The sequence below is a fragment of the Kitasatospora sp. NPDC034023 genome, assembly GCF_055575795.1.
This window is the reverse complement of sequence record NZ_JBVIRY010000007.1, coordinates 161,346-183,376: the sequence shown is the minus strand read 5'-3', so window position 1 is coordinate 183,376 and position 22,031 is coordinate 161,346. Positions and strand designations below refer to the sequence as shown.

Annotated in this window: 20 protein-coding genes; 3 read left to right on the top strand and 17 right to left on the bottom strand. The window is 71.8% G+C overall.

Annotated elements, in window-relative coordinates; translation table 11 throughout:
• Nucleotides 1-189: 189 nt before the first annotated feature.
• On the top strand, nucleotides 190-1,419 hold the full coding sequence (locus tag ACZ52R_RS13590; protein ID WP_360498475.1) for a DUF349 domain-containing protein: 1,230 nt from the start codon (nucleotides 190-192) through the stop codon (nucleotides 1,417-1,419).
• Between the two features lie 75 nt (nucleotides 1,420-1,494).
• On the opposite strand, the gene ACZ52R_RS13585 is transcribed toward ACZ52R_RS13590, so the two are convergent.
• The 16 genes from ACZ52R_RS13585 to pgsA all read right to left on the bottom strand — a co-directional run bounded on the left by ACZ52R_RS13585 (nucleotide 1,495) and on the right by pgsA (nucleotide 17,365).
• Complete coding sequence (locus tag ACZ52R_RS13585; RefSeq protein ID WP_396287727.1) at nucleotides 1,495-3,924, bottom strand: RelA/SpoT family protein; 2,430 nt, start codon at nucleotides 3,922-3,924, stop codon at nucleotides 1,495-1,497.
• A 175-nt stretch (nucleotides 3,925-4,099) separates the two neighbouring features.
• On the bottom strand, nucleotides 4,100-4,651 hold the full coding sequence (locus ACZ52R_RS13580) for an adenine phosphoribosyltransferase (protein ID WP_465753485.1): 552 nt from the start codon (nucleotides 4,649-4,651) through the stop codon (nucleotides 4,100-4,102).
• Nucleotides 4,652-4,675: 24 nt separating this feature from the next.
• On the bottom strand, nucleotides 4,676-5,764 hold the full coding sequence (gene secF / locus ACZ52R_RS13575; protein ID WP_465753484.1) for a protein translocase subunit SecF: 1,089 nt from the start codon (nucleotides 5,762-5,764) through the stop codon (nucleotides 4,676-4,678).
• A 4-nt stretch (nucleotides 5,765-5,768) separates the two neighbouring features.
• Entirely contained in the window at nucleotides 5,769-7,568 is a 1,800-nt protein-coding gene (secD, locus tag ACZ52R_RS13570; RefSeq protein ID WP_396287728.1) for a protein translocase subunit SecD, read from the bottom strand.
• A 147-nt stretch (nucleotides 7,569-7,715) separates the two neighbouring features.
• On the bottom strand, nucleotides 7,716-8,123 hold the full coding sequence (yajC, locus tag ACZ52R_RS13565; RefSeq protein ID WP_465661837.1) for a preprotein translocase subunit YajC: 408 nt from the start codon (nucleotides 8,121-8,123) through the stop codon (nucleotides 7,716-7,718).
• A 259-nt stretch (nucleotides 8,124-8,382) separates the two neighbouring features.
• On the bottom strand, nucleotides 8,383-9,483 hold the full coding sequence (ruvB, locus tag ACZ52R_RS13560; protein ID WP_465661835.1) for a Holliday junction branch migration DNA helicase RuvB: 1,101 nt from the start codon (nucleotides 9,481-9,483) through the stop codon (nucleotides 8,383-8,385).
• 55 nt (nucleotides 9,484-9,538) lie between these two features.
• Nucleotides 9,539-10,150 (bottom strand): Holliday junction branch migration protein RuvA, encoded by a 612-nt coding sequence (gene ruvA, locus ACZ52R_RS13555; protein WP_465617050.1) that lies wholly within the window; start codon nucleotides 10,148-10,150, stop codon nucleotides 9,539-9,541.
• Complete coding sequence (gene ruvC, locus ACZ52R_RS13550; RefSeq protein WP_360498545.1) at nucleotides 10,147-10,698, bottom strand: crossover junction endodeoxyribonuclease RuvC; 552 nt, start codon at nucleotides 10,696-10,698, stop codon at nucleotides 10,147-10,149. Before ruvC ends, ruvA begins: the two co-directional genes overlap by 4 nt.
• A gap of 142 nt (nucleotides 10,699-10,840) precedes the next feature.
• Nucleotides 10,841-11,599, bottom strand: coding sequence for a YebC/PmpR family DNA-binding transcriptional regulator (locus ACZ52R_RS13545; protein WP_350521269.1), 759 nt, complete (start codon nucleotides 11,597-11,599; stop codon nucleotides 10,841-10,843).
• A gap of 100 nt (nucleotides 11,600-11,699) precedes the next feature.
• Nucleotides 11,700-12,323, bottom strand: coding sequence for a pyridoxal 5'-phosphate synthase glutaminase subunit PdxT (gene pdxT / locus ACZ52R_RS13540; RefSeq protein WP_465661833.1), 624 nt, complete (start codon nucleotides 12,321-12,323; stop codon nucleotides 11,700-11,702).
• Between the two features lie 103 nt (nucleotides 12,324-12,426).
• Nucleotides 12,427-13,338: a pyridoxal 5'-phosphate synthase lyase subunit PdxS gene (pdxS, locus tag ACZ52R_RS13535; RefSeq protein WP_030300161.1), complete on the bottom strand. Its 912-nt coding sequence runs from the start codon at nucleotides 13,336-13,338 to the stop codon at nucleotides 12,427-12,429.
• 128 nt (nucleotides 13,339-13,466) lie between these two features.
• Nucleotides 13,467-13,967: a hypothetical protein gene (locus ACZ52R_RS13530; RefSeq protein WP_360498543.1), complete on the bottom strand. Its 501-nt coding sequence runs from the start codon at nucleotides 13,965-13,967 to the stop codon at nucleotides 13,467-13,469.
• 88 nt (nucleotides 13,968-14,055) lie between these two features.
• The gene (locus tag ACZ52R_RS13525) at nucleotides 14,056-14,424 is read right to left on the bottom strand and encodes a 5-carboxymethyl-2-hydroxymuconate Delta-isomerase (protein WP_360498459.1); all 369 of its coding nucleotides are present in this window, start codon (nucleotides 14,422-14,424) and stop codon (nucleotides 14,056-14,058) included.
• 89 nt (nucleotides 14,425-14,513) lie between these two features.
• Nucleotides 14,514-15,698: a glycosyltransferase family 4 protein gene (locus tag ACZ52R_RS13520; RefSeq protein ID WP_465617047.1), complete on the bottom strand. Its 1,185-nt coding sequence runs from the start codon at nucleotides 15,696-15,698 to the stop codon at nucleotides 14,514-14,516.
• Between the two features lie 40 nt (nucleotides 15,699-15,738).
• On the bottom strand, nucleotides 15,739-16,701 hold the full coding sequence (locus ACZ52R_RS13515; protein ID WP_465617045.1) for a phosphatidylinositol mannoside acyltransferase: 963 nt from the start codon (nucleotides 16,699-16,701) through the stop codon (nucleotides 15,739-15,741).
• Nucleotides 16,702-16,717: 16 nt separating this feature from the next.
• Nucleotides 16,718-17,365, bottom strand: a complete 648-nt coding sequence (gene pgsA / locus ACZ52R_RS13510; protein ID WP_360498541.1) for a phosphatidylinositol phosphate synthase — start codon at nucleotides 17,363-17,365, stop codon at nucleotides 16,718-16,720.
• Nucleotides 17,366-17,619: 254 nt separating this feature from the next.
• Between pgsA and ACZ52R_RS13505 the strand changes: the two genes are divergently transcribed.
• Nucleotides 17,620-19,668, top strand: coding sequence for an elongation factor G-like protein EF-G2 (locus ACZ52R_RS13505; RefSeq protein WP_465617042.1), 2,049 nt, complete (start codon nucleotides 17,620-17,622; stop codon nucleotides 19,666-19,668).
• Nucleotides 19,669-19,738: 70 nt separating this feature from the next.
• Here ACZ52R_RS13505 and ACZ52R_RS13500 read toward each other — a convergent pair whose 3' ends face one another.
• On the bottom strand, nucleotides 19,739-20,164 hold the full coding sequence (locus tag ACZ52R_RS13500) for a thiol-disulfide oxidoreductase DCC family protein (protein WP_465617040.1): 426 nt from the start codon (nucleotides 20,162-20,164) through the stop codon (nucleotides 19,739-19,741).
• 205 nt (nucleotides 20,165-20,369) lie between these two features.
• On the opposite strand from ACZ52R_RS13500, the gene ACZ52R_RS13495 reads away from it, so the two are divergent.
• Nucleotides 20,370-22,016 carry a hypothetical protein gene (locus ACZ52R_RS13495; RefSeq protein ID WP_465661831.1) on the top strand — a complete coding sequence of 549 codons (1,647 nt, stop codon included), beginning with the start codon at nucleotides 20,370-20,372 and terminating at the stop codon, nucleotides 22,014-22,016.
• The last annotated feature ends 15 nt before the right edge of the window (nucleotides 22,017-22,031 follow it).

Below are 22,031 nucleotides of genomic sequence, written 5' to 3'. Positions count from 1 at the left end.
TGCGGACAGCACCGGGCCTGGTCGCCTATGTTGGCGTTGTATAGGGTGCCCGCACCCGCCTGGCCGTCACCCTCGGCAGAAAGGCACGGCGGACGGGGACGGCGGACTCATCGGTCCGCCGCACATCAACTGTGGACGACGGACGCGCGCCGCCCCGGCGCGGGCGCGACGTCATGTGGAGGACGCGCTATGAGCAGCGACCCGTGGGGCCGTGTGGACGAGCAGGGCACGGTCTACGTCAGGACGGCCGACGGCGAACGCGTCGTGGGTTCCTGGCAGGCCGGCTCGCCCGAGGAGGCCCTCGCCTACTTCGAGCGCAAGTACCAGGGCATCGAGGTGGAGATCGGCCTGCTGGAGAAGCGGGTGCGCACCACCGACCTGGCCGCCAAGGACGCCCAGACCGCGCTGGAGCACCTGCGCGCGCAGGTCGTCGAGGGGCACGCGGTCGGCGACCTGGACGCCCTGGCCAAGCGGCTGGACACGCTCGCCGGCGAGATCGAGAGCCGGCGCGAGGAGCGCAAGGCCGCCCGCGCCAAGGCCCAGGACGAGGCCCGCGCGGCCAAGGACGCCCTGGTCTCCGAAGCCGAGCAGCTCGCCGAGTCCACCCAGTGGCGGGAGGCCGGGGACCGGCTGCGCGCCCTGGTGGACACCTGGAAGGGCCTGCCGCGCCTGGACCGCAAGAGCGACGACGAGCTGTGGCACCGCTTCTCGCACGCCCGCTCGGTCTTCTCCAAGCACCGCAAGGCGCACTTCGCCACCCTGGACGCCGAGCGCGAGACGGCCCGGCAGACCAAGGAGGCGCTGGTCGCCGAGGCCGAGGCGCTGTCCTCGTCCACGGACTGGGGCACCACCGCGGCCTCCTACCGCGACCTGATGGCGCGCTGGAAGTCCGCCGGCCGGGCCCAGCGGGACATCGAGGACGAGCTGTGGGCGCGGTTCCGCGGCGCGCAGGACGTCTTCTTCCAGGCCCGCTCCGCGGTGTTCAGCGAGCGGGACGCCGAGCAGGTGGAGAACCAGAAGCTCAAGGAGGCGCTGGCCGACGAGGCCGAGGCGATCCTGCCGATCACCGACCTGAAGGCCGCCAAGGCCGCGCTGCGCGAGGTCAACGAGCGCTGGGAGGCGATCGGGCACGTGCCGCGCGAGGTCCGTCCGAAGCTGGACGGCCGGCTGAACGCGGTCGAGCGGGCCATCCGCGAGGCCGAGGACGCCGACTGGAAGCGCTCCAACCCGGAGGCCAAGGCCCGCGCGGCCGGCATGGTCGGCCTCTTCCAGGCCAAGGCCGACAAGATCCAGGCCGACCTGGACAAGGCCCGCGCCGCCGGCAACGCCTCCAGGGTCGCCAAGCTGGAGTCCGAGCTGACCGGCGTGCAGACCCTGCTGGAGCAGGCGCACCGCAGCCAGGAGGAGTTCAGCGGCTGATCGGACGCCGCAGGAACACCGAAGGGGCCCCGGGTCGATCCCGGGGCCCCTTCGCGTGCGGCTGCTCGCGCGCGGCTACTTGCGCGCGGAGGTGACGCGGTAGACGTCGTACACGCCCTCGACGCCGCGCACCGCCTTGAGCACGTGGCCGAGGTGCTTCGGGTCGCCCATCTCGAAGGTGAAACGGCTCATCGCCACCCGGTCGCGGGAGGTCTGCACCGCCGCCGACAGGATGTTGACGTGCTGGTCGGAGAGCACCCGGGTGACGTCCGAGAGCAGGCGGGAGCGGTCCAGCGCCTCGACCTGGATGGCCACCAGGAAGACCGAGGACTGGGTGGCCGCCCACTCGACGTCGATCATGCGCTCCGGCTGCTGGCTCAGCGCCTCGACGTTGACGCAGTCGGCGCGGTGCACCGAGACGCCGTTGCCGCGGGTCACGAAGCCGACGATCGGGTCGCCCGGCACCGGGGTGCAGCAGCGGGAGAGCTTGACCCAGACGTCCTCGACGCCCTTGACGATCACGCCCGGGTCGCCCTTGGCCCGGCGGCGCGCCGCGCGGCGGGTGTCGTGCGTCGGGGTGGCGGTCTCCGCCAGGTCCTCGGTCGCGCCCTCCTCGCCGCCGAGCGCCTGGACCAGCTTCTGGACGATGTTCTGCGCGGCGACGTGGCCCTCGCCGATCGCGGCGTAGAGCGAGGAGATGTCGGGGTAGCGCATCTCGTGGGCCAGGGTGACCAGCGAGTCGCCGGTCAGGATCCGCTGGATCGGCAGGCCCTGCTTGCGCATCGCCCGGACGATCGCCTCCTTGCCGTGCTCGATCGCCTCCTCGCGGCGCTCCTTGGAGAACCAGGCGCGGATCTTGTTGCGGGCGCGCGGCGACTTGACGAAGCCCAGCCAGTCCCGGGACGGCCCTGCGTTCTCCGCCTTGGAGGTGAACACCTCGACGGTGTCGCCGTTCTCCAGGGTCGACTCCAGCGGCACCAGCCGCCCGTTCACCCGGGCGCCTATCGTCCGGTAGCCGACCTCGGTGTGCACCGCGAAGGCGAAGTCGACCGGGGTCGCGCCGGCCGGCAGGGCTATCACGTCGCCCTTGGGCGTGAAGACGAAGACCTCGTTGCTGGCCAGGTCGAAGCGGAGCGACTCCAGGAACTCGCCCGGGTCGGCGGTCTCCTTCTGCCAGTCCAGCAGCTGCCGCAGCCAGGCCATCTCGTTGACGGCGCCGGCCTTGTCGTCCTTTCGGACCTGGGTCGGGGTGTCGGTGCGGACCTTGGACGCCCCGGCGACCGCGCGCTGCTTGTACTTCCAGTGCGCGGCGATGCCGTACTCGGCCCGCCGGTGCATGTCGAAGGTGCGGATCTGGAGTTCGACGGGCTTGCCGCCGGGGCCGATCACCGTCGTGTGCAGCGACTGGTACATGTTGAACTTGGGCATCGCGATGTAGTCCTTGAACCGCCCCGGCACCGGGTTCCACCGCGCGTGGATGGTGCCCAGCGCCGCGTAGCAGTCGCGGACGGTGTCGACCAGGACCCGGATGCCCACCAGGTCGTAGATCTCGGCGAAGTCCCGGCCCCGGACGATCATCTTCTGGTAGACCGAGTAGTAGTGCTTCGGCCGACCGGTGACGGAGGCGGTGATCCGGGCGCCGCGCAGGTCCGCCTGGACCTGGTCGATCACGGTCGCCAGGTACTCATCCCGCTTGGGGGCGCGCTCGGCGACCAGCCGGACGATCTCGTCGTACATCTTGGGGTAGAGGATCGCGAAGGCGAGGTCCTCCAGCTCCCACTTGATGGTGTTCATGCCCAGCCGGTGCGCCAGCGGGGCGTAGATCTCCAGCGTCTCGCGGGCCTTCTTCTCCTGCTTCTCCCGCTTGAGGTAGCGCATCGTGCGCATGTTGTGCAGGCGGTCGGCCAGCTTGATCACCAGGACGCGCGGGTCCTTGGCCATCGCCACGACCATCTTGCGGACGGTCTCGGCCTGCGCGGCCTCGCCGAACTTGACCCGGTCCAGCTTGGTGACGCCGTCGACCAGCAGGGCCACCGAGTCGCCGAAGTCCTTGCGCAGGGTCTCCAGGCCGTAGTCGGTGTCCTCGACGGTGTCGTGCAGCAGCCCGGCCATCAGGGTCGGGGCGTCCATGCCGAGCTCGGCCAGGATCGTCGCGACGGCCAGCGGGTGCGTGATGTACGGGTCGCCGCTCTTGCGCTTCTGCCCGCGGTGCCACTTCTCGGCCACCGCGTACGCCTTCTCGATGTCACGCAGCAGCGCCGGGTCGGCCTTGGGGTCGTTGGCCCGGATCGAGCGGAACAGCGGCTCCAGGACGGGGTTGAGCACGCTGGTGCGCTGGCCGCCGAGGCGGGCCAGGCGGGCGCGCATGCCACCGGTGGAGCCCCGGCCGGACGGGGCGAGCGAACGCGAGGAGGTCGGCGCCGGGCGTGCCGGGGTGGCCCCCGAGGGCGTGGGACTGTCTTCGGGGGCGGCCGCTGCGGCCGTGGGCACAACCTCGTCGGGCAAGGACTACTCCTCGGGGCACCGGGCCGACCCCTGCCGTGGCCCGAACGGACGGACACAACCGGGAGGGGATGAATCTTCATGGTACCGAGCCGGGCGCCCCGGTGTTCATCCGGCCGGGCCACGAAACGGAAGGGCGGCGGTCGGATGTTCCGACCGCCGCCCTTCCGCAGTTGCCTCAGACCGTGACCAGCGTCTCCAGCGGAGCACCGTTCAGGTGCCCGGCCAGCCGCGCGCGGCCGTCCAGGAAGCCCAGCTCCATCAGCACCACGACGCCCGCCAGCTCGGCGCCGGCCTCCTTCACCAGGTCCAGCGAGGCGCCGATGGTGCCGCCCGTGGCCAGCACGTCGTCCACCACCAGCACCCGCTCACCCGGTGCGAAGGCGTCGCACTGCACCTCCAGCGTCGCCGCGCCGTACTCCAGCTCGTACGAGCGCCGGAACACCTCGCCGGGCAGCTTGCCCTGCTTGCGGATCGGCACGAAGCCGAGCCCGGCCGCGAAGGCCGCCGGGGCCGCCAGCACGAAGCCGCGCGCCTCCAGGCCCACCACCTTGGTCGCCCCGAGCTCCTTCGCCCGGTCCGCCAGCGCCCGGGTGAGGGCGCCGAAGGCCTCGGCGTCGGCGAGCAGCGGCGCGATGTCCTTGAACAGCACACCCGGCTTCGGGTAGTCCGGGACGTCCCGGATCCGGCTGTTCAGCAGCTCGGCCAGTGCGGTGTCGGCGGTGGTCACGGTGTCGGTCCTTAGGGTCGGGGCTCAGCTCTTGGTGGACGGACGGCCCTTGGCACGAGTGCCGGCCGAGCGACCACGCTGACCGACCATACCCGCAGGCTGGCCCTCGTCCGCGAGCTCGTCCGCGGGCACCGCGTCCTCGGCCTTGGCGGCCGAGGCCCGGTGCTGCAGGACCCGCTTGCGCAGCGCCTTCATCGTCGGCTGCTCCTCCTTGAGCTGCGCCAGCAGCGGGGTGGCGACGCAGATCGAGGAGTAGGCACCGGCCGCGAGACCGATGAACAGCGCGAGCGAGATGTCGTTCAGCGTGCCGGCGCCCAGGAAGCCGCCGCCGATGAACAGCAGCGCGGCCACCGGCAGCAGCGCCACCACGGTGGTGTTGAGCGAGCGCACCAGGGTCTGGTTGAGGCCCGCGTTGGCCGCCTCGCTGTAGGTGAGCTTGTTCTGCTTGGTGAGCCCCTTGGTGTTCTCCTTCACGGTGTCGAAGACGACGACCGTGTCGTAGAGGGAGTAACCGAGGATCGTCAGGAAGCCGATCACCGTACCGGGGGTGACCTCGAAGCCCACCAGGGCGTAGACGCCGATGGTGATCAGGAGGTCGTGGATGAGGGCGACCAGGGCGGCCACCGCCATCCGCCACTCGAAGGCGATCGCCAGGTAGACCGTCACCAGGATCATGAAGACGATCAGACCGGTGAGCGCCTTGTTGGAGATCTGCTTGCCCCAGCTGGGGCCGATCACCTGGGCCTCGACGGTGTCCAGCGGAACGCCGATCTTCTCGGCGAGCTGCGAGCGCACCTCGTCCGAGCTCTTCGGCTCCTCGGTGCTGACCTGGATGCGGATCTTGCCGTTGTCGGTCGACTGCACCAGCGGGTGCGAGGAGACGACCTGGTCGGCCTTCTCCTGCGCCTGCGAGACGGACAGGCCGGGCTTGGCCACGGTGTAGACCGAGCCGCCCTTGAACTCGATGCCCAGGTGCAGGCCCATGGCCAGGCCGATCGCCGCGACCAGCACGATCGCACCGGAGATGGAGTACCAGAGCTTGCGGCGCCCGACGAAGTCGAAACTGACCTCGCCCTGGTAGAGCCGGTGACCCAGATTGGAGAAGCGCGACACGGTGTCAGGCCTCCTTCACGGCGGCAGAGGAGGAGTTACGGCGACGGCTGCTGCGCAGCGGCGGGCGGGCGCCCAGCCGCTTGGGGTCCAGGCCGGACCACGGGTGGCCGTTCAGGAAGAACTTGCGGCGGGCCAGCAGTGTGATCAGCGGCTTGGTGAAGAGGAAGATCACCACGACGTCGAGCGCGGTGGTCAGCCCCAGGGTGAACGCGAAGCCCTGGACCTTGCCGACCGAGACCACGTAGAGCACGGCGGCACAGAGGAAGGAGACGAAGTCCGAGACCAGGATGGTGCGCCGGGCGCGCGGCCAGGCCCGCTGGACCGCCGGGCGCAGCGGGGCGCCCTCGCGGACCTCGTCGCGGATGCGCTCGAAGTACACGATGAAGGAGTCGGCGGTGATACCGATCGCGACGATCGCACCGCAGACCGCGGGCAGGTTCAGCGCGAAGCCGATCCCGCCGCCGAGCAGGCTCATGATCGAGTAGGTCAGGATCGCGGAGACGATCAGACCGGCGATCGAGACCAGGCCGAGGCCGCGGTAGTAGACCAGCGAGTACGCGACGACCAGCAGCATGCCGATCGCGCCGGCCACCAGGCCGGCCTTGAGCTGGTCGCTGCCGAGCGCCGGGGAGACGGTGGTGATGTCGCTCTTGGCGAACTCCAGCGGCAGGGCGCCGTAGCCCAGCACGTTGGCGAGGTCCTGCGCCTCGGTCTGCGAGAAGCGACCGGTGATGACCGCGCTGCCGCCCGGGATCGGGCCGTTGACCTGCGGGTGCGAGACGACCTGGTTGTCCAGCACGATGGCGAACTGGTTGGTCGGCGGGGCCTGGGTGGCCAGCTGGCCGGTGATCTTGGAGAAGGCGTCCGTACCGGTGCCGTTGAACTGCAGCTGGACCTGCCAGCCGGCGCCGGTCTGGGTGTCGAGCGAGGGCTGGGCCTTGGTGACGTCCGAGCCCTTCACGGCCACGGGGCCGAGGGCCAGCTTCTCGTAGTAGCCGTTCTCGGCCTTCTGGGAGCAGGCGACGACGGCCTTGTCCTCGGGGCCGGTCTGGGTGGCGCGGACCTCGGGCTTGGTGCAGTCGAGGGCGGCGAAGGCGGCGGACAGCTCCGGCGGGACGGTGCCCTGGGTCATCGCGGCGCTCAGGTCGGCGGCGCTCGGCGGGGTGGCCGGGGCGCTCGGAGCGCCGGTGGCGGCCGGGGCGGCGCTGCCGGTGGCGGGGGCGGACGGGCTGGCGCCCTCGGCGGCCAGCGCCTCGCCGACGGTGCGGCCCTGCTTGGTGGCGCTCGCGGTCGCGGACGGCGTGCCGGTCGCGGCACCGGCCGGCGGGGTGGCACCGGCCGACGGGGTCGCGCCCGGGGTGCCGGTGGCGGCGGCGGACGGGGTGCCGGTGGGCGTCGGAGCGGTGACACCGCTGGGAGCCACGGCCAGGACCGGGCGGAAGAACAGCTTGGCGGTGGTACCCACCTGGTCCGCCGCGTTCTGCTGGTTGCCGCCCTTGGGGATGTTCACGATGATCGTGTTGTCGCCCTGGGTCTGGACCTCCGCCTCGGAGACACCCATACCGTTGACACGGCGCTCGATGATCCCGGTGGCGATGTCCATGTTGGACTTGGTGATCGCCTTGGGGTCGGTCGACTTCGCGGTCAGCGTGATGCTGGTGCCGCCTGCGAGGTCGATCCCGAGTCGGGGCTTGGTGTTGCCCGTCCCGAACATGAGGGCGACCAGTCCGACGGTGACGACCAGGATGAGGGCCAGCGCCCGCCCTGGGTAGCCGTCGCGCGGGCGCGACTTGGGTGTTGCCACCTTGCTCGTTTCTCCCTGTCCATGCCACCTCCCCGACCGGACCCCCGTCCGGCTCGTGGCTGAACGGGGGTACGGAGGTTCTGCGGCCCTGAGGTCCTGTGGGCTCGCGGCACTGCGCCGCGCGGCCGAGCGGATTGCCCGGCCGTACTACTTGCTCGCGGGAGCCCCGCCCTCGACGTCGCCCTTCTCGGCGCCGTCCTTGGTGAGCGACAGCGGCTTGTCCTCGACCGGCTCGGCGTCGGCGTCCTCGGCCTCCGGCTCGGGAAGCTCGTCGTCGGCGGGGCGACCGTTGATGATCGCGTCGTACTCCTGGGGGTCCAGGACGGCCGCGATCGCGCTCTTGGTGAAGTGGGTGACCACGCCGGGCGCGATCTCCAGCTCGACGGTCTCCTCGTTGACCGCCTTCACCTGGGCGTACAGACCGCCGATGGTGCGCACTCCAGCCCCGGGCTCCAGCGCGGTCTGCATGCTCTGCTGCTGCTGCTGGCGCTTCTTCTGCGATCGGAACATGAGCACGATCGCGACGACCGGGAGGAGAAGGATGATGAGGTTCACTGCAGCCAGGGTCCTTTACGGGCCGCCGGCCGGCGGCCTGTGTGGTATTGGTCGGCCCGTCAGGTGAGAGGGGCGGTCCGGCGGAGTCTATGCAACCCCGAATCGATCGGACAACGCCAAGCATCGCATCCTGTTGCCGAAAGTGGCGAGCCTCCGCCTGCACAGATTCCCCGGGCTTCCCTCGTGACTCCTCCTTGCGGTGCGGCGGCTGCACGGGCGGGGACGGCCCGGTACGGCTCACCCGTTCAGCCGATGACGGTCAACTTTCGTCGGCCGGGAAGAGCTCCGGTTGGGGCGGGACGCCGACGCGGGTCGCCTGGAGCGGCGGGGTCTGCGCCCGCGAGGTCTGCGCCGGAGGAGTCAGGCCGAGGTGCTGCCAGGCGGCGGCGGTGGCGATCCGCCCGCGCGGAGTCCGGGCGAGCAGGCCCTCGCGGACCAGGAAGGGCTCGGCGACCTCCTCGACCGTCTCGGCCTCCTCCCCCACCGCGACCGCGAGTGTCGACAAACCGACCGGTCCGCCGCCGAACAGCCGCAGCAGCGCGTCCAGCACCGCACGGTCCAGCCGGTCAAGGCCGCGGGCGTCCACCTCGTAGACGGCCAGCGCCTGGGCGGCGATCCCGGCGTCGACCTGGCCGTCGTGCCGGACCTGCGCGTAGTCGCGGACCCGGCGCAGCAGCCGGTTGGCGATGCGCGGGGTGCCGCGCGAGCGCCCGGCGATCTCGGCGGCGCCGGCCGTGTCTATCTCCACGTCCAGCAGCGCGGCCGAGCGGTGCACCACCCGCTGCAGCTCGGCCGGGGCGTAGAACTCCATGTGGCCGGTGAAGCCGAAGCGGTCACGCAGCGGGGGCGGCAGCAGGCCGGCCCGGGTGGTGGCGCCGACCAGCGTGAAGGGCGGCAGCTCCAGCGGGATGGCGGTGGCGCCCGGGCCCTTGCCGACGATCACGTCGACCCGGAAGTCCTCCATCGCCATGTAGAGCATCTCCTCGGCGGGCCGGGACATCCGGTGGATCTCGTCGAGGAAGAGCACCTCCCCCTCGGTGAGCGAGGAGAGGATCGCCGCGAGGTCGCCCGCGTGCTGGATGGCCGGGCCGGAGGTGATCCGGATCGGGGCGCCCAGCTCGGCCGCGATGATCATGGACAGGGTGGTCTTGCCCAGCCCGGGAGGCCCGCTCAGCAGGACGTGGTCGGGCGCGCTGCCGCGCTTGCGGGCGGCCTGGAGCACCAGGGACAGCTGCTCGCGCACCCGTTCCTGACCGATGAACTCGTCCAGCAGCTTGGGGCGCAGCGCCGCCTCGACCGCCTGGTCCTCACCGTCGGCGGCGGCCGTGACCAGCCGGTCGGCGGGTTCCGAGTCGTACATCGTTACGGGCTCCCAAGTCTCCAGAGTCGACAAACGGACAGATCGTCAGATGGCCTCAGCGGGCGCGGTTGAGGCCGCGCAGCGCGAGTCGGAGCAGGGCGCCGACGTCCGGCGTCGACTGGGCCTCCGCCTCCGGGGTGACGGCCGCGACCGCGTCGTCCGCCTCGCGCGGGGCGTAGCCGAGGCCGGTCAGCGCGGAGTGCAGCTGCTCGCTCCACGGCGCCGGGCCGGCCGCGACCGGCTTCTGCGCCGGCACCGAGCCGTGCGGGGCGCCCAGCTTGTCCTTGTACTCCAGCAGCAGCTTGGCCGCCTTCGCCTTGCCGATGCCCGGGACGGCGACCAGCGCCTTCTCGTCGCCGTTCGCGACCGCGGCCCGCAGCGCGTCCGGGCTGTGCACGCCGAGGATCGCCTGCGCCAGCTTGGGGCCGACGCCCGGCGCGGCCTGCAGGATCTCGAAGACCGCGCGCTCGTCGTCGTCCGCGAAGCCGAACAGGGTCAGCGAGTCCTCCCGGACCACCAGGGAGGTCGCCAGCCGGGCCGGCTCGCCCAGGCGCAGGCCGGCCAGCGTGTTCGGGGTGCACTGCACCGCCATGCCCACCCCGCCGACCTCGACCACCGCGAGCCCGGAGGAGATGGCCGCCACGGGCCCTTGCACGAAGGCGATCACCGGAAGGTTCCTTTCACGGGGGTGGAGCGCGTTGTGGCGCGGGCGGCCCGGACGGCGGCCTCCAGGCGGTTGGTCGCCCCGCCGCGCCAGATGTGGCAGATCGCGAGCGCCAGCGCGTCGGCGGCGTCCGCGGGCTTGGGCGGGGCGTCCAGCCGCAGCAGGCGCTGCACCATGGCCGTGACCTGGGCCTTGTCGGCCCGGCCGGAGCCGGTGACGGCCGCCTTGACCTCGCTGGGGGTGTGCAGGGTGACGGGGATGCCGCGGCGTGTGGCGCAGAGCATCGCGACCGCGCTGGCCTGGGCGGTGCCCATCACGGTGCGCACGTTGTGCTGGGCGAAGACCCGCTCGACCGCGACCAGATCGGGCCGGTGCTCGTCCAGCCAGGCCTCGATGCCCTCCTCGATCTGGAGCAGCCGCTGCCCGATCTCGGCCTCGGCGGGGGTGCGAACCACCCCGACCCCGACCATCCGCAGGGGCCGGCCCGGCGCGCCCTCGACCACGCCGACCCCGCACCTGGTCAGCCCCGGGTCCACACCCAGTACCCGCACCACTCGCCCCGCCTTCCGTCTCCGACCTGCGAAGGCTACCGTCCGGGTCCGACAACCCGACCGACGACACCGGCCCGGCGGTCCTGGGACCACCGGGCCGGGCAGTGGGAACGATCACTCAGCGAGGATCAGCCGCCGAGGATCACTCGGCGTCGAGCTCCGCACCGACCTCGTCGGAGATGTCGAAGTTGGCGAAGACGTTCTGCACGTCGTCGCTGTCCTCGAGGGCGTCGATCAGCTTGAGGATCTTGCGGGCGCCGTCGACGTCCAGCTCGACCTGCATGCTCGGGAGGAAGTTGGCCTCGGCCGAGTCGTAGTCGACGCCGGCGTCCACCAGCGCGGTGCGCACGGCGACCATCTTGGAGGCCTCGGAGACGATCTCGAACGAGTCGCCGAGGTCGTTGATCTCCTCGGGCTCCTGGTCGAGGACGACCTCGAACAGCTTGTCCTCGTCCACGCCGTCGGCCTTGGGGACGATGACGACACCCTTACGGGTGAACAGGTACGACACCGAGCCCGGGTCGGCCATCGAGCCGCCGTTGCGGGTCATCGCGACGCGCACGTCGGAGGCGGCCCGGTTGCGGTTGTCGGTGAGGCACTCGATCAGGACGGCGACACCGTTCGGGCCGTAGCCCTCGTACATGATGGTCTGGTAGTCGGCGCCGCCGGCCTCCAGACCGCCACCGCGCTTGACGGCGCGGTTGATGTTGTCGATCGGGACCGAGCTCTTCTTCGCCTTCTGGATGGCGTCGTAGAGGGTCGGGTTGCCCGCCGGGTCGGGTCCGCCGGTGCGCGCCGCCACCTCGATGTTCTTGATCATCTTGGCGAAGAGCTTGCCGCGCTTGGCGTCGATCACGGCCTTCTTGTGCTTGGTGGTAGCCCACTTAGAGTGGCCGGACATCGCCAGCTCCTTTACGTCGCCAAAGGGAAATGAACAGATGAGATCTTACCGGTGTCGTCACCGGTAAGGCGCACACGGTCAGCACGCTGTCAGGACGCGCTCAGCGCGCGGCCGCCGCGAGGTGCTCCTCGACCATCTTGACGAAGTACGCGTGCACCCGGTGATCACCGGTCAGCTCCGGGTGGAACGAGGTGGCCAGCAGGTTGCCCTGGCGCACGGCCACGATCCGGCTGTCCGGACCGTCCGCGGCGGGCAGTTCGGCCAGCACCTCGACGCTCGCGCCGACCGCCTCGACCCAGGGGGCGCGGATGAAGACGCCGTGCACCGGCGCGTCGTCCAGGCCCTTGAAGGCGATCCCGGACTCGAAGGACTCGTTCTGGCGGCCGAAGGCGTTGCGACGCACCGTCATGTCGATGCCGCCGACGCTCTCCTGGTCCTCGCGGCCGTCCAGGATCTTGTCCGCCAGCATGATCATGCCCGCGCAGGTGCCGTACACCGGCATGCCGGCGGCGACCCGCTCGCGCACCGGGTCCATCACGCCGAACAGCAGCGCCAGCTTGGACATGGTGGTGGACTCCCCGCCGGGGATCACCAGCGCGTCGACCTCGGCCAGTTCCTCCGCACGGCGCACCGGACGGGCGAGCGCGTCGGCCTCGGCCAGCGCCACCAGGTGCTCGCGGACGTCGCCCTGCAGGGCGAGGACACCGATGACTGGAGTGCTCACGGTCTTCAACCTCAATCGATCGTTACTACGGAAGTACGTGGCACGGCCCGCCGCAGCGCCGAAGCGCTGGGGCGGGCCCGGGCCCTCGGAACCTGCGGGGCGACTACCAGCCGCGGTTGGCGTAGCGCTCGGTCTCCGGCAGGGTGTCGCAGTTGATGCCGACCATGGCCTCGCCGAGGTTGCGGGAGGCGTCCGCGATGATCTTCGGGTCGTCGAAGAAGGTGGTGGCCTTCACGATGGCGGCGGCGCGCTTGGCCGGGTCGCCCGACTTGAAGATGCCGGAGCCGACGAAGACGCCCTCGGCGCCCAGCTGGCGCATCAGCGCGGCGTCGGCCGGGGTGGCCACGCCACCGGCGGAGAACAGCACGACCGGCAGCTTGCCGAGCTCGGCGACCTCCTTGACCAGCTCGTACGGGGCGCGCAGCTCCTTGGCGGCGGCGTACAGCTCGTTGTTGTCGAAGCCGCGCAGCTTGGCGATCTCGTTCTTGATCTGGCGCAGGTGGCGGACGGCCTCGACGACGTTGCCGGTGCCGGCCTCACCCTTCGAGCGGATCATGGCCGCGCCCTCGGCGATGCGGCGCAGCGCCTCGCCCAGGTTGGTGGCGCCGCAGACGAAGGGGGTGGTGAAGGCGAACTTGTCCGAGTGGTTGACCTCGTCGGCCGGGGTGAGCACCTCGGACTCGTCGATGTAGTCGACACCGAGCGACTGCAGGACCTGGGCCTCGACGAAGTGGCCGATGCGGGACTTGGCCATCACCGGGATGGAGACCGCGGCGATGATCTCCTCGATCATGTTCGGGTCGGACATGCGGGCCACGCCGCCGTCCTTGCGGATGTCGGCCGGAACCCGCTCGAGCGCCATGACGGCCACCGCGCCGGCGTCCTCGGCGATCTTGGCCTGCTCGGCGTTGACCACGTCCATGATCACACCGCCCTTGAGCTGCTCGGCCATGCCCCGCTTGACCCGGGCGGTGCCGATCTGGGGCTGGTCTGCGGTGGTGGGGGTGGTGGACACGTGAGACCTCACTCGAAGATGAACCAGTGCTATCGCCCTATGGTAGGCGGAACGGGTGGCCCCTCCATGCGCCACCGAGTCCAGCCAGGGCGAAGGGATACGACAAACGGGCCGTATCCGTGGACACCCTAAGCAGGCGCCCCTTCCGGCGTGAGAGCGGGCGGCGGGGCGTCGTCCATTTCGAACGCCATCGGGAACGGGGCCTTCCCGGCCAGCCGGAAGTACCGCACCAGCCGGTGCTCGCGCACCGCGCGCGCCGCCCGCACCGCGTCGTTGTGGAACCGGCGGGCCATCGGCACCCGGCGCACCGCGGCCGTCAGGTCACGAACCGCGTCATCGCCGCCCGGCTCGGCCACCAGCGCCGCCACCTGCTCCGGCTCCTCGAGCACCGCCCGCAGCGCCAGGCTCAGCTGGCTCTCCGCCACCTCGCGATGCTCGTCCTCGGCCTGCCGGGCCGCGTGCGCCGCGTCCAGCAGCAGCAGCGAGGCCGCCGGATCCAGCAGCGAGGACGTCGCCAGCTCGATGGCCACCGAGGCCCGGCGGACCAGCTGCGCGTCCAACGCCGCCCGCGCGGCGTCGATCCGGGCGTGCAGCCGGTCCAAGCGACCGGCCGTCCAACTCAGGTACATGCCGAAGAGCACCACGGCCACGGCGGCCCAGATCCAGGTAGTCACGGGCCGCTACGTTACCGGGTGTCACCGGCCGGCCCGACCGGCGTCAGCCGGCCACGACCGCGTTCCGGTAGCTCTCCCGCTCGATGTCCGCCAGGTTGACGGCGGTGAACAGCCGGGCGCCCGGCGCCGGCTTCACGTGCTCGGCCAGCAGCGCCAGGACACCCGCGCCCAGCGCCGCCTTCGCCTCCGGCGTGCGGCCCGGGAACATCTGGACCTCGACGTACACCTGGACGTCGGACGGGGTCCCGCTCGTGCCGACCACGAGCTCCTCGCTCTGCCGGAACAGCGTCTTGCAGGACTCCGGCTTCGCGTCGATCGTCTCCTCGGCGAGCCGGTTGATCGCCAGGCCCAGCGCCCGGCGGTCGAAGCCGCCGGCCAGGCCGGCCGAATAGTCGACGGAGATGTGCGGCATCGGTTTCCCCCATGCAGTGAAGCGATACGGTCGCCCGACCCTAACCCCACCCACACCGGGGCCGACCACGCCCCCGCCGCGGCCCCGGATCAGTCCCTGGCCAGCCCGAACCGGCCGCGCCGCCCGCTGCGCTCGTCCTCCTCGACCACCGCCGCGGCCCCCGCCGTCACCGTCTCGTACACCGACAGGATGTCCGCGCCCACGGTCGACCAGTCGAACCGCCGCACATGCCGCGACGCCGCCACCCGCAGCTCCTCCAGCCGCGCCGGATCGCCCAGCAGCCGCAGCGCCGTACGGGCCAGCGCCTCCGCGTTCTCCACCGGGAACAGCTCGCCGGCGTCCCCGCCGTCCAGCACCTGCTTGAACGCGTCCAGGTCGCTCGCCAGCACCGGGGCACCCGCCGACATCGCCTCGACCAGGATGATCCCGAAGCTCTCGCCACCGGTGTTCGGCGCCACGTACAGGTCCACGCTGCGCAGCAGCCGGGCCTTCTCCGCGTCGCTCACCATGCCGAGGAACTCCACCTGCCGACGCACCTCCGGCGCCAGGCCCGCCACGGCCTCCTCCTCGTCGCCCTTACCCGCCACCAGCAGCCGCACCCCCGGCCGCTGCGCCAGGATCCCCGGCAGCGCCGCCAGCAGCGTCGGCAGGCCCTTGCGCGGCTCGTTGATCCGGCCGATGAAGCCGATCGTGCCCGGCTCCCCCTTCGCCGCGTGGCCCATCCAGCGCTCGTCCGGCTCTGCGTCCGCGAAGAAGCCCACGTCCACGCCGTTCGGGATCACCACCGCGTCCCCGCCCAGGTGCTCCACCAGGGTCCGCCGGGCGTACTCCGACACCGCGATCCGGGCCCGCATCTTCTCCAGGCCCGGCTGCAGGATCGGCGAGGCCGCGATCATCGCCCGCGAGCGCGGGTTGGAGGTGTGGAACGTCCCCACCATCGGCCCGGTCGCCGACCAGGCCGCCAGCATCGACAGGCTCGGCGAGGCCGGCTCGTGCACGTGCAGGATGTCGAAACGCCCGTCGTGCAGCCACCGCCGCACCCGCGCCGCCGACAGGATCCCGAAACTCAGCCGCGCCACCGACCCGTTGTACGGCACCGCCACCGCCCGCCCGGCCGAGACCACGTACGGCGGCAGCGCCTCGTCGTCCTCGGCCGGCGCCAGCACCGACACTTCGTGCCCCAGGCCGATCAGGTGCTCGGCCAGGTCCCGGATGTGGAACTGCACCCCACCGGGGACGTCCCAGTCGTACGGGCAGACGATGCCGATCTTCACGGATTCCTCAAGCTCCTTCGGACAGTCGTACGGGCCGGACTCAGGACCCGGAGGCCTCGGCCGCGGGCTCGGGGGCCGCCTCCGCGCGCACCGCGGAGGGCTCCTTCACCGTCTCACGGACCGCAAGGTCGGCCAGCCAGAACTTCTGCAGCATGTGCCAGTCCTGCGGGTGCTCGCGGACGCCCTGCTCCCACACGGCCGCCATCGCCTGGGTCATCGCCCGCGTCCCCTCCTTGCGGTCGCCCTCCTCGGGCACCGCCACCTCGGGGTGGATCCGCGCCCGCAGCACCGGGCCGTCGTACCAGAGCGTCACCGGCAGCAGCGCCGCCCCGGTCCGCCGGCACAGCGCCGCCGGACCGGCCGGCATCCGGGTCGCCTCACCGAAGAACGACACCTCGATGCCCGCCTCCGACAGGTCCCGGTCCCCCACCAGGCACACCAGCCGGCCCTCGCGCAGCCGCCGCGCCAGCGTGCCGATCACGTTCACCGAACCGCCGGTCAACGCCAGGACCTCCATGCCCAGGCCCTCCCGGAACGCCACGAACCGGTCGAACAGCCGCTCCGGCTTCAACCGCTCCGCGACCGTGGTGAACGGATAGCCCTGCTGCGCCACCCAGGCGCCCGCCAGGTCCCAGTTGCCCATGTGCGGCAGCGTTATCACCGCGCCCCGACCGGCCTCCAGCGGCGCCCGCAGGTGCTCGAAGCCCTCCACCTGGACGTCCCGCGCCACCCGCTCCCGGCTCCACACCGGCAGCCGGAACGACTCCATCCAGTACCGCAGGTACGAGCGCATCCCGGCCCGCGACAACGACCGCAGCGCGGCCTCGTCCAGCCCCGGACGGACCCGGCGCAGGTTCGCCTCCAGCTGCCGCACCCGCTTGCCGCGCTTGCGCCACGCGTAGTCCGCCAGCCGGTCGAACAGCCCCCGCGCCCACGACTCCGGCAGGTGCTTCAGCAGCCCCCACCCCAGCGCGTACGCCCAGTACACCAATCGGTCGGTCACCTCAGGACGCCCCCCATCAGCTCCCGGCCGCCGCTCGGTCGGCCTCGAACGCCTCCCGGCGCACGGTCAGCATCCGCTGGAACACCGTCACCAGGCTGCCCACCGCCACCAGCCACAACGCCACCGGCAGCAGCCACTCCACGTACGGCACGCCGAACGTGTGCAGACCCGCGACCCCGGCCGCCACCAGGCTGGCCACCAGCCGCTCGGCCCGCTCCACCAGCCCCGACACGTCACACGGCAGGCCCTGGCTCTCCGCCCGCGCCTTGGTGTACGACACCACCAGACCGCTCGCCAGGCAGAAGATCGCCACCGCGCACAGCAGGTTGTCGTCCCCCTTGCCCGCGTACCACATCGCCAGGCCGCCGAAGATCGCCGCGTCCGCGACCCGGTCCAGCGTGGAGTCCAGGAACGCCCCCCACTTGCTGGTCCGGCCCAGCTGACGGGCCATGTTCCCGTCCACCAGGTCCGAGAAGATGAACAGCGTGATCGTGATGGTGCCCCAGAAGAACTCCCCACGCGGGAAGAACACCAGCGCACCGGCCACCGAACCGGCGGTACCGACCAGCGTCACGGCGTCCGGGCTCACGCCCAGCCGGATCAGGAACGCGGCGAACGGGGTCAGAACACGTGTGAAGAAGGCACGCGCGTATTTGTTGAGCATGGCCTTCCCAGCCGCTCCGATCTCCCAGATACCCGCCTGGCGCAACACACGCGGCAGACGGCCGAACGAATCAGCCCGTCCGGCGCACCCATCGTAGCCACGCCGACGACACGCTCCGCCGCACGCACCGCCGAACGACGCGCCCGCGACCGCACGCACACGTACGGTCACCGACCGGCCGTACGACACGCGCCACCGCGACACCCGACCCTAGACTGCGATGGACAGCCTCGGCGCCACGGGAGGAGACCCCGATGCCCGACCGCAGCACGGTACGAGCCGGCCAGGCACCCGCCGTCACCGGCCCCCGGGACCTGCGTAACGTCGTCCTCATCGGCCCCAGCGGTGTGGGCAAGACCACCCTCGCCGAATCCCTCGCCCACGCCGCCGGAGCCACCGGCCGGGCCGGCCGCGTCACCGACGGCACCACCGTCTCCGACCACGAGGACATCGAGCACCAGCAGCAGCGCTCCGTCCAGCTCTCCGTGCTGCCGCTCGAGTGGAAGGGCGTCAAGATCAACCTGATCGACCCGCCCGGCCACCCCGACTTCACCGCCGACCTGCGCGCCGCCCTGCACGCCGCCGACGCCGCCGTCTTCGTCGTCTCCGCCACCGACCCGGTCACCGCCCCCACCCGCGCCCTGTGGCGCGAATGCGCCGCCGAGGGCATCCCCCGCGCCATCGCCGTCGCCAAACTCGACGTCGCCCGCACCGGCTTCGACGACATCCTCACCGCCTGCCACGACGCCTTCGACCTGGGCCCGGACACCCTCCGCCCGCTCTTCCTGCCCGTCCTCCACGACGGCCGGCCCGACGGCAGCGTCGACCTGCTCACCGGCGACACCTACGGCGACGCCACCCCGCTCCCCGACACCGGCCCCGCCCACGACAGCCTCGTCGAGGCCATCTCCGGCCAGGACGACACCCTGATGGAGCGCTACCTCGCCGGCGACACCCTCGACGCCGACGCCCTCGAAGCCGGCCTGCGCCGCGAAGTCCTCGACTGCACCCTCCACCCCGCCGTCCCCACCAGCGAGAACGGCCTCGGCGCCGCCGAACTCCTCGACCTCATCGCGCACACCTTCCCCGACCCCACCGAACGCACCCGCCCCGGCCCCGCCTGCGACCCCGACGCCCCGCTCGCCGCCCAGGTCGTCCGCGTCACCGGCGACGCCTACGTCGGCCGGATCAGCCTGCTGCGCGTGTACGCCGGCACCCTGCGCCCCGACACCAAGATCCATCTCGTCGGCCCCGCCCACACCGCCGACCAGAACGGCGACGAACGCGTCACCGCCCTCACCAGCCCGTTCGGCAAACTCCAGCGCCCCGTCCCGCACGCCGTCGCCGGAGACCTCGTCTGCGCCGCCAAACTCACCACCGCCCGCGCCGGCGACACCGTCCACGACCCCGGCCACCCCGTCGAACTCGACGGCTGGACCCTCCCCGAACCCCTGCTCCCGATCGCCGTCGAAGCCCACAGCAAGGCCGACGACGACAAGCTCTCCCAGGCCCTCAACCGCCTCACCGCCGAGGACCCTGCCCTACGCCTCGAACAGAACCCGGACACCCACCAGCTCGTCCTCTGGTGCACCGGCGAGGCCCACGCCGAAGTCGTCCTCGACCGCCTGCGCAGCCGCCACAACGTCCACGTCGACACCGTCGAACCCAAGGTCGCCCTGCGCGAGACCTTCGGCACCGCCGCCGCCGGCCACGGCCGCCTCGTCAAGCAGTCCGGCGGCCACGGCCAGTACGCCATCTGCGACCTCGAAGTCGAACCCCTCCCGGCCGGCTCCGGCTTCGAGTTCCAGGAACACGTCGTCGGCGGCGCCGTCCCCAAGCACTTCATCCCCTCCGTCGAGAAGGGCGTCCGCGCCCAGCTCGCCAAGGGCGTCTCCACCGGATACCCGCTCATCGACGTCCGGGTCACCCTCACCGACGGCAAGGCCCACTCCGTCGACTCCTCCGACGCGGCCTTCCAGAACGCCGCCGCCCTCGCCCTGCGCGACGCCGCCGAGCACGCCGTCATCCGCCTGCTCGAACCCGTCGCCGCCGTCAGCATCCTGCTGCCCGACGACTACCTCGGCGCCGTCCTCGGCGACCTCTCCGCCCGCCGCGGCCGGGTCCTCGGCACCGAGACCGGCGGATCCGGCCTCACCCTGCTGCGCGCCGAGGTCCCCGAACTCGAACTCGTCCGCTACCCGGTCGACCTGCGCTCCCTCACCCACGGCACCGCCGAGTTCACCCGCGCCTACCTGCGCCACGAACCCATGCCGACCGCCCTCGCCGAGCGCCACACCGGCTGAACAGCCCTACCACCGGGCGGACTTACGGCCGACCGGGCTCACGGCCGGGAGGACCGACGGCCGGACGGACCTACGGCTGGACGGCCTTGCGGTTCGGCAGCGCGCACGCCGCCGTACCCCCCGGCATCCGGTGCCGGTTACGCGCCACCCACCGGTACGCCAGAGCCGCCACCGGCCGCACCGGCGGCGCCGTCAACACCGCGCCCAGGTACGCCCACACCCCACCGGAGCGCATCAGCAACCGCGCAACCGCCTGCGCGCCCCCGTACACCCGCCCGGTCGGCGTCACCCACAACACCTCGCGCTCCGCCCGCTCGGCCGACACCTCGCCCCGGCCGCCCGCGTGTTCGTCCCACGCCCCGAGGTCCGCGAACTGGAACGCCACCGCCTCCCAGCCCCCCGAGGCCAGTGTCTGCCGCAGGTAACGCTCCGCCCACCGCACGCAGGACGAACAGAACGCGCAGTCCCCATCGAAGACCAGCACCGGATCCTTCACAGCGGCTCCCCTTTCCTCGCTTCTCCCACCATCCTCCTCCGCCCCACCCCGGCCCGCTCCGCCGGGTATCGACCTGCCCGAACCTGGGCATCATGCCTCTCAGGACCGGTACGGCCGGATCGTGACGGTACTTCAGACGATCATCCGCGCCGGGGTGCCACGGCACGGTAACCTGCCGCTGACAAGGGGAGGAGGGGACGCCACCGTGACCACACTCGACATGACCCCGGGTGCGCAGATACCCCGGACCGACGCCGGCCCGCAGACCGCCGTCACCCAGGCGCTCTCCTCGGCCGCCTACCGCGACGGCGAGATCGGCGGCTTCGTCGCGGCCGTCACCGACGCCAAGGAGAAGAAGGGCCGCTTCGCCCTCTTCCGCCCCAACGTCGGCGAGGCCTTCAGCAAGGCGCTGGTCTCCCGCGCCCTCGGCGGCGACCGCAAACCCATCGTCCCGTCCTTCGGTGTCGACACCCGCCAGGTCGTCGAACACTGCCTGGCCGCCGAGGAACTGCGCACCACCCGTGACCGGCAGCTCACCACCGTCACCCTGATCACCGGCGGACTCTTCCTCCCCGGCACCCTGCTCTGGCTCGCCGCCTTCCAGGTGCGCGCCTGGCTCAAACGGGACAACCCGAAGAACGCCGCCGCCTACGGCGGCATCACCCTCGCCCTGGCCGCCGCCCTCGCCGTCTTCCTCGTGCTGCGCCCGCAGGCCGCCGGCCTCCTCGGCATCTACCTGCGCGTCACGATGCTGGCCCCGGTCATCGGTTGGTACCTCGCCCGCCAGATCGTCGAGCGCTTCGCCAAGGACCTGCGCGGCCGCTGGCAGTCCCTGGTCGAGGGCTCCGCCGTCGCCGCCACCGTCGCCAAGGCCGTCCCCCGCGACGACCTCGACAAGAAGGCCACCGACCTGCGCGACAAGCTCGGCCGCCTGGACGCCGAGCAGGAGACCAACGTCCACCACTACGCCGGCCCCAAGGGCATCCTCGGCGCCGGCCGACGCTGGGGCGAGTGGCGCCTCGCCGACACCCTCCACCCCGCCGAGGGCCACGTCGACTTCCGCGCCTTCCACCCCTGGGACCTGGTCCGCCGGATCTCCTCCCACCTCAAGGGCCTCGGCATCAGCCACGTCGCCAACAGCGGCATGCCCAACGTCACCATCAAGCAGTGGGTGGTCTTCGACATCGGCGAGGGCGCCGACGAGATCAGCCGCCCCGGCAACGCCGACATGGACGGCGACCGGATGCGCGACTTCGCCGTGCAGACCATCGCCGACAAGCAGACCTTCTCCGGCGGCCCCCGGCACTACCTCGCCACCCAGTTCATCACCCACGACGGCAAGCTGGTCCTCACCTTCACCATCACGGTGACCCTGCTCGCCGACGTCCTGACCATCGCGGTGGCCGGCTACGCGCTCGGCCCCGTCAAGGGCGTCTTCTTCGACAAGCCCAAGGACAAGGAGAAGACGGTCGCCAAGACCGTGAAGTTCTGGGAGGAGCGCACCATCAAGCTCCCCCTGATCGACAACGACGAGGTCGTCCGCCAGGCCGTCCGCGCCCCCTTCTACCGGATGCCCGGCCTGCTCGGCTGGCTCGGCGGCGGGCTCGGCCTGCCCGAACCCTTCGGCCTGCGGCACGTCTGGGTCGGCCGCGCCTGGGACAACCGCTCCATGGTCGACAACGCGATGAACGCCTCCGTCCCGGTGCTCAACGCGGTCCACAGCGCCACCCTGGAGTTCCTGCGGGAGCACGACCTCGACGCCGACCGGTTCTTCAAGAACCGCACCTCGATCATCAAGTCCGAGGCGCAGAGCCCCCGGCCGTACGACGTCGACACGTTCAACGCCGGCTGAGCCGGCCGCGCACGA

What these genes read in the sequence shown, in the direction of transcription:
- ACZ52R_RS13590 (WP_360498475.1), top strand. Translation starts at nt 190, where the DNA reads ATGAGCAGCGACCCGTGGGGCCGTGTGGACGAGCAGGGCACGGTCTAC.
- ACZ52R_RS13525 (WP_360498459.1), bottom strand. Translation starts at nt 14,424, where the DNA reads ATGCCGCACATCTCCGTCGACTATTCGGCCGGCCTGGCCGGCGGCTTC.
- pgsA (WP_360498541.1), bottom strand. Translation starts at nt 17,365, where the DNA reads ATGCTCAACAAATACGCGCGTGCCTTCTTCACACGTGTTCTGACCCCG.
- ruvB (WP_465661835.1), bottom strand. Translation starts at nt 9,483, where the DNA reads ATGTACGACTCGGAACCCGCCGACCGGCTGGTCACGGCCGCCGCCGAC.
- ACZ52R_RS13545 (WP_350521269.1), bottom strand. Translation starts at nt 11,599, where the DNA reads ATGTCCGGCCACTCTAAGTGGGCTACCACCAAGCACAAGAAGGCCGTG.
- ACZ52R_RS13505 (WP_465617042.1), top strand. Translation starts at nt 17,620, where the DNA reads ATGCCCGACCGCAGCACGGTACGAGCCGGCCAGGCACCCGCCGTCACC.
- ACZ52R_RS13530 (WP_360498543.1), bottom strand. Translation starts at nt 13,967, where the DNA reads ATGTACCTGAGTTGGACGGCCGGTCGCTTGGACCGGCTGCACGCCCGG.